Here is a 5,204-nt window from a genome sequence, read left to right on the forward strand (position 1 = left end):
CAGAGAGCAGGACGTAATAGTCCCGGCCTTTGCCCCTAGCGATGGCCCGCGCCTTGTCTTCGGCCCATTCCGGAAGCTGGATCTCGGGGGAGAGGTTGTTTTGCGGCAGGCGCGGGCGGAAGATCACTAGGTCGTCGCCTGTTAGCTCCATTCGATAAAACGGGGTGTCGTCGTCCTGAATGATCTGACGAAGGTTCAGCCTGAACTTCTTCAGGGGGGCATTGCTGCCAGTCTTCTCCTGAAGCTTGGCGAGGCCGATTTGCCACTTCGGCTGGCTCCCGCAATGCTTGCGGCCGATCTCATACAGGCGGCGTTCTAGCGGGCGGCGCAGGCGGAAATAGTCGTTGGAAATCGTGACGACCTCGTCGCTCTCGATCGCGCGCATCACCCAGTCAGACAGGATCACTTCGCAGTAGTCGAGCCGCCACTTGCCTTCCTCCTTCATGACGAAGCCGCTGCCGGACTCTAGCAGGCTGAAAAAGCGTGTTTCGCGCTTGTTGCCGGTCTGGATGTCCGTCTGAAACGTGGTGCCGATGAGCCTTTGGAATGCTTGCTCTAGGCGCTGATATTCAACCCCGCCTGTCTTGCGATTAGTTGTGATCATCAGCTCGCGGGCGCTGAAGCGGACCCGCTTGCCGATTTTCTCCCCCCGGTTCTTTCGGTGCATGAGCTGGCTCACGCAAAAAATTAGGATGTCCTTGTCGAAGATGGTGGGGAGTCCGACCCCGGAAGGGACGATCTTCAGCCGGTTGTCGCCGCCGCGATATTCGAGATGGCGCATGTCGGGCTTGGTGGCGAGCGAGAACAGAGGGTGCTCCATTGAGGCCATGTCGTCCTTCGGCACCACATCAGAGATGTCGAGGATGAAAAAGTCTTTCTGGGGGTGTCTGTCAGGGAGTAGGGCCATCCATCCGCCTAGTACTATTCGTTATATCTGGAACCAGCATTGAGCATGGCCGACCTGCCCGTCAAGTTCGTTATATCAGGACCCGAAATCCGAGCAGATTTTATTCGTTAGTTTCGGAACCCGAATTCGTTAGTTTCGGAACCCGAATTCGTTAGTTTCGGAACCCTGTGGATACTTTCATTATTTATTATCAATATGTTGTTTGGAATTTTTGGTTTCGTAACATACTCCGTAGGTAACACTATTAACACTAAGGCAGAAGCCATGACTGAGCGCCTCTCATAGGGCTAGCAATCCCCCGACCGAACGGCGGTGGTGGGGCTAAAAGCCTTGCCGCAACACAGTGCGCGAAGCGCTCATTTGGGCTTCTGATGCCCCCAAAATGTGTAACGCTTCCCCAGGCACCGAAACCAGCAGCCCATGCTGGTGAAAATTGGTCTTTGGCGAGTGTAACGCTGCCAAATGGCATTTCCTGCTACAGTCCCCCTACAGCCCATGATCGTGGTCGTCGTCGTGGCTGCGTTCGCGCCGTTCCGTTCGAACTGCATGGGGTTCCTCCACCTGTTCCCGGTGGCGCTCGTGGTGAGCTTGGCTGTGCTGGGGAAGATCGAGGCCCAGGTGGCGGTTGTAGCGCTCCACCAGTTCGAAGCTTTCCTCGGGCCAGAGCCGTTCGGGTTTCAAGTGCTGAGCCGGATCCTCAATGCGGAGGTTTTTGACGAGGGCTTCGGCCTGGGCGCAGAACACCCCGCACTTGGCGATCACCGCGCCCAGGTGCAGCCGATCGATGAGGGACGGAAACCACTTGCGGCCCGCCTCGTGCCCATCGGGACGGCGCAGCTTGTCCAGGCCCATGCCGAAACTGAAGGCCGTCTCGACGATTTGCTCGGCGCCTTGGCGCAAGGCCGAGATCAGCTTCCAGGTGTTTGGCTCAAAGAGCCTTGCTTCTTCGACAGCGTCTCGGGAGAGGCTGCCTGGGGGCGGCTCGTAGGCGTGGGGATCCTCCTTGTGACGGCTGATCTCGCCCCTGAGCAGCAGGTAGTCGCGCAACCGGTCGGTGTCGTTCCAGGACAGATCAGCGGCCTGCAATGCCCCTAGGACGCTCTCAGAGGGCCGCTGGACGGCCTCACGGGCCTTGTCCAGTACCGCACCATAGGTTTCCGGTGACAGGTGCTCACGGGCCGTCAGATCGCGTCTGAGGCCCCGTGTGATGCTGTGATCGAGGTGTTCCTGGCACCATTCGGCCCAGGAGGTCTGCAAAGCGGCGTATTCGTTGCGCTCGCCGGTGGCCGCCTTCAGCTCGTTCAGGGGCTTCTGGGTGGAGATGATCGGCTTGCCGCGGCTGTCACGCACCGGGGCGATCATCAGATCCACGACCGCGCCGCCTTTCTCGTCCAGATCGAGGCGCACCCCGAAGACTGCGCCCTTGCCGGCCCAGCTTTCCGCCCAGGCCTTGGCCTGCTCGAACAGGGCGGCGTTGCGGGGATTGGCGCGGTCGTGGAGATCCCCGGCCTGCTGAACCCATTCCGGCGATACGACGCAGAGGGCCTGCATGGCGAGGGGGGCGTTCTTGCGCTCCCCGGCCCTCAGCTCGGCCTTGTGGGCCTTGAAGGCCGCCAGGTAGTCGCGGTCGCTGTTCTCGGCCTTGGACCAGGCCAGGGCCTCCCCTGCAACGGCCCCCTCCCGAACCCGTGCCTGGCCGATCTCGTCATGGCGCTCGGCATGGAGGGACAGGCCGCGCAGCTGGGCGACAGTTTTGATCTTGTTGATGCGGATGGCTGACTTGAACATGGCGGCAGCCTAGGGTGGCGAGGCAGAGTTGTCATTTGAAATGACAACCCACTAGGCAATCCACTTCGTGCCGCTCCGCTGATTGCCATGGGCCAGGAGGCGCTGCGCCCTCCTGGACCTCCTATCAGAAGCCGCCCACGGGGCGGCTGCGCACCATCCCGCCCCTGCCATATGGGGCTGGTTGGAATAGTGCGCGGAGCCAGCTCTGACCGGAAACCTCCGAATATCGTAGGGCCGGGCTGGCGGCGATTGCTATACAGAACCGTGCTTGAAAACGGATAGTTATTATACCATATTTGAGCATGAATTTTGAGTATGATCCTGCCAAAAATGCTTCGAACCTGTCGAAGCATGGCATCGACTTCGATCAGGCGCAGGCCCTTTGGGATGACCCATGGATGCTTGAAGTGCCTGCCAAGACCGAAGGCGAACCGCGCTTCCTGTCGATAGGGAAAATCGAGGGCAAGCACTGGGCGGCCATTTGGACGCCGCGAGGTGATGCGGTGCGGATCATCTCGGTGCGCCGCGCCAGAAAAGAGGAGATTGGATACTATGAAGGCAACTGAATTCGATAAGAAGTTCGACGCTAATGAGGATGTGAGCGGCGCAATCGACTGGTCCCAGGCTCGCCGTCCGAATGACCAGCCCAAACGCGTAAACGTGGATTTTCCGGCTTGGGTCGTCGATGGCTTGGATAAGCAGGCCCGGCATCTTGGCGTGACACGGCAATCGCTGATCAAGCTCTGGATTGCTGAAAGGCTTCAGTAACTGCCATGAATACGATTGCTTTTCTGCTGGGTATGTCTCTTGACGTTGGGGGTGTCGGTGGACTGCTCTCGGGCATTTTTGCCAAATCCTTTAAGCGCGCGATACTTTGGTCTGTGGGCTTTGGTGTGTTGAATGTAGTGCTTTTACTATTGGTGTCGCCCACGTCCCGGTTTGCTCCAATTTTTGTTGTTATCGCGCTTTTTTGGGGATGTGTCGGTTGGTGCTTGGTGGGGCGCTTCCTTGCCAAGCGTCGAAGGAGGCGAGCGGCCAAAGTGGGGCCTGATGCATAACGATAAAAAGCCGGACTCTCACGTTGCCTATGGAGCAGCTATGGACGGCCTGTCTGCCGTTGCCTCCAGTGTCTCCGTGGTAGGGCGGTATTGGTGGAACATTCAGATGAAGCTTTTGCAGAAGGTCGGGGTTATGCCGTTCTTCAGAGCTCACTGGTGGCTGTTCTTGGTGGTCGGATTTTTTCTACTAGCGTTTTTATATCCGATTGGTGTCGCATTCGTTGTCAGCGCCTTTTGTGCCGGAGCAAAGGATCCTAAGGCCGAAAATGATTTTATTGTCCCTCTGAGAGGGGACAGCGATGAAGCTGACTATCCTGCTGAGGTCAGTGGTCTTGGGGCATCACCGAGTGTCGAGGATGACAAGGCGGACCGTCATAACAGCAAGCACGAGGACCTGTATCTTGTTGCCGGCATTGCTCATGTCAGCTTCCTGAATGCGATGAAGCGAGAGCTGAATGATGAAGAGTTCTCCGCTGCTGCCTTGGGAGCTTTCGACGGCACTGTCCAAGCCCTTGGGATCAAGCTGAACCATGTTGAAATGTTCAGCATTGGGGCTGCCTTCATCGTTCGTCAGCTTAAGGACTTAGAGCGTTTGGACGAAGTAGATCCTGAAAGGATCGCTGATCTGACAGCCGAGGCGATGAACTCTCGTGCTCTAGAGAACATCAGAAAGCAGGCCGGGCAGGTGGCTTACAGCGTCACTGTGAAGATGCGTTCTGCTAGCCCTGTCGGTTGAGAAGGCGGGACAAGAAGCCACGCTTTGGCCTGTTGTCGGAGAGAAGAGCTGTTATGCGCCCCTCGGAGCTGTCCAGTCGTTTTCGCAAATCGCTGATTGTGTCTGCCATCTGATCCTTTTGGGCTTCTAAACCATTGGCTCTTTCGTGTGCGACTGCCAGCTCCTTTTCGAGTTCAAGAATGCGGGCCAAACTGCTGTTGCTAGTGGCATTTGTCGTGTGTTGCGCGTCGTTGCTTTCTAGGTGTTGCGCAACGGTTTTTGTCGTGGTGGATGGAAACACACGGTGAAGCTCTGAAGGGTCAATCTCGTAAGAGCCGTTATCGCCTTTCGATGCGGAAATTTTTCCGTTTTTAATCGCCCTCTGGATCGTCGTCTTATTTTTTCCTGTGGCGCTTGCGGCCTCGGATAGCGAGTATTTCATGGCGTTGCGCGTCGTTGCTTTTGGGCGTTGCACAGCAGGTTAGCGTGTTGCATGTCGCAATGCCAAGAGAACAGGGCTGCAACGCGATTGCTCGGTCAGCGCAGGCTGTCTTGTTTCCCACAGTAGGCCACAAACGCTGCGCCCGCGCTCTTGGGAGGGTTGCCCTTGGTCGCTTCACTTTTGGCGAAGGCCAGCCAGTCAGAGAGCAGGACGTAATAGTCCCGGCCTTTGCCCCTAGCGATGGCCCGCGCCTTGTCTTCGGCCCATTCCGGAAGCTGGATCTCGGGGGAGAGG

Annotated in this window: 6 protein-coding genes and 1 pseudogene; 3 read left to right on the forward strand and 4 right to left on the reverse strand. The window is 57.6% G+C overall.

Annotation, left to right across the window (positions count from 1 at the left end; all coding sequences use genetic code 11):
- Together CHB77_RS17685 and CHB77_RS17690 are read right to left on the reverse strand one after the other, a co-directional pair.
- Positions 1 to 907, reverse strand: a 907-nt coding sequence (locus CHB77_RS17685) for a replication initiator protein A (protein WP_141133749.1), incomplete at its 3' end; no start/stop codon positions are given.
- Between the two features lie 486 nt (positions 908 to 1,393).
- Positions 1,394 to 2,695: a plasmid recombination protein gene (locus CHB77_RS17690; protein ID WP_089389444.1), complete on the reverse strand. Its 1,302-nt coding sequence runs from the start codon at positions 2,693 to 2,695 to the stop codon at positions 1,394 to 1,396.
- Positions 2,696 to 2,997: 302 nt separating this feature from the next.
- Here CHB77_RS17690 and CHB77_RS17695 point away from each other — a divergent pair, with 302 nt between their 5' ends.
- The 3 genes from CHB77_RS17695 to CHB77_RS17705 all read left to right on the forward strand — a co-directional run bounded on the left by CHB77_RS17695 (position 2,998) and on the right by CHB77_RS17705 (position 4,489).
- Positions 2,998 to 3,261 carry a BrnT family toxin gene (locus tag CHB77_RS17695; protein WP_089389445.1) on the forward strand — a complete coding sequence of 88 codons (264 nt, stop codon included), beginning with the start codon at positions 2,998 to 3,000 and terminating at the stop codon, positions 3,259 to 3,261.
- Positions 3,248 to 3,463, forward strand: a complete 216-nt coding sequence (brnA, locus tag CHB77_RS17700) for a type II toxin-antitoxin system BrnA family antitoxin (protein ID WP_089389446.1) — start codon at positions 3,248 to 3,250, stop codon at positions 3,461 to 3,463. The genes CHB77_RS17695 and brnA overlap by 14 nt, the downstream gene beginning before the upstream one ends.
- A 282-nt stretch (positions 3,464 to 3,745) precedes the next feature.
- Positions 3,746 to 4,489, forward strand: a complete 744-nt coding sequence (locus tag CHB77_RS17705; protein ID WP_131023403.1) for a hypothetical protein — start codon at positions 3,746 to 3,748, stop codon at positions 4,487 to 4,489.
- Here CHB77_RS17705 and CHB77_RS18215 read toward each other — a convergent pair.
- Together CHB77_RS18215 and CHB77_RS18555 are read right to left on the reverse strand one after the other, a co-directional pair.
- Positions 4,473 to 4,910 (reverse strand): hypothetical protein, encoded by a 438-nt coding sequence (locus CHB77_RS18215; RefSeq protein ID WP_131023402.1) that lies wholly within the window; start codon positions 4,908 to 4,910, stop codon positions 4,473 to 4,475. The genes CHB77_RS17705 and CHB77_RS18215 overlap by 17 nt on opposite strands.
- 95 nt (positions 4,911 to 5,005) lie before the next feature.
- A pseudogene (locus CHB77_RS18555) lies at positions 5,006 to 5,204 on the reverse strand (replication initiator protein A); the annotation flags it as partial.

This window comes from Paracoccus sediminis, assembly GCF_900188295.1.
Classification (GTDB): domain Bacteria; phylum Pseudomonadota; class Alphaproteobacteria; order Rhodobacterales; family Rhodobacteraceae; genus Paracoccus; species Paracoccus sediminis.

What these genes read in the sequence shown, in the direction of transcription:
- CHB77_RS17705 (WP_131023403.1), top strand. Translation starts at nt 3,746, where the DNA reads ATGCATAACGATAAAAAGCCGGACTCTCACGTTGCCTATGGAGCAGCT.
- CHB77_RS17690 (WP_089389444.1), bottom strand. Translation starts at nt 2,695, where the DNA reads ATGTTCAAGTCAGCCATCCGCATCAACAAGATCAAAACTGTCGCCCAG.
- CHB77_RS17695 (WP_089389445.1), top strand. Translation starts at nt 2,998, where the DNA reads ATGAATTTTGAGTATGATCCTGCCAAAAATGCTTCGAACCTGTCGAAG.
- CHB77_RS18215 (WP_131023402.1), bottom strand. Translation starts at nt 4,910, where the DNA reads ATGAAATACTCGCTATCCGAGGCCGCAAGCGCCACAGGAAAAAATAAG.
- brnA (WP_089389446.1), top strand. Translation starts at nt 3,248, where the DNA reads ATGAAGGCAACTGAATTCGATAAGAAGTTCGACGCTAATGAGGATGTG.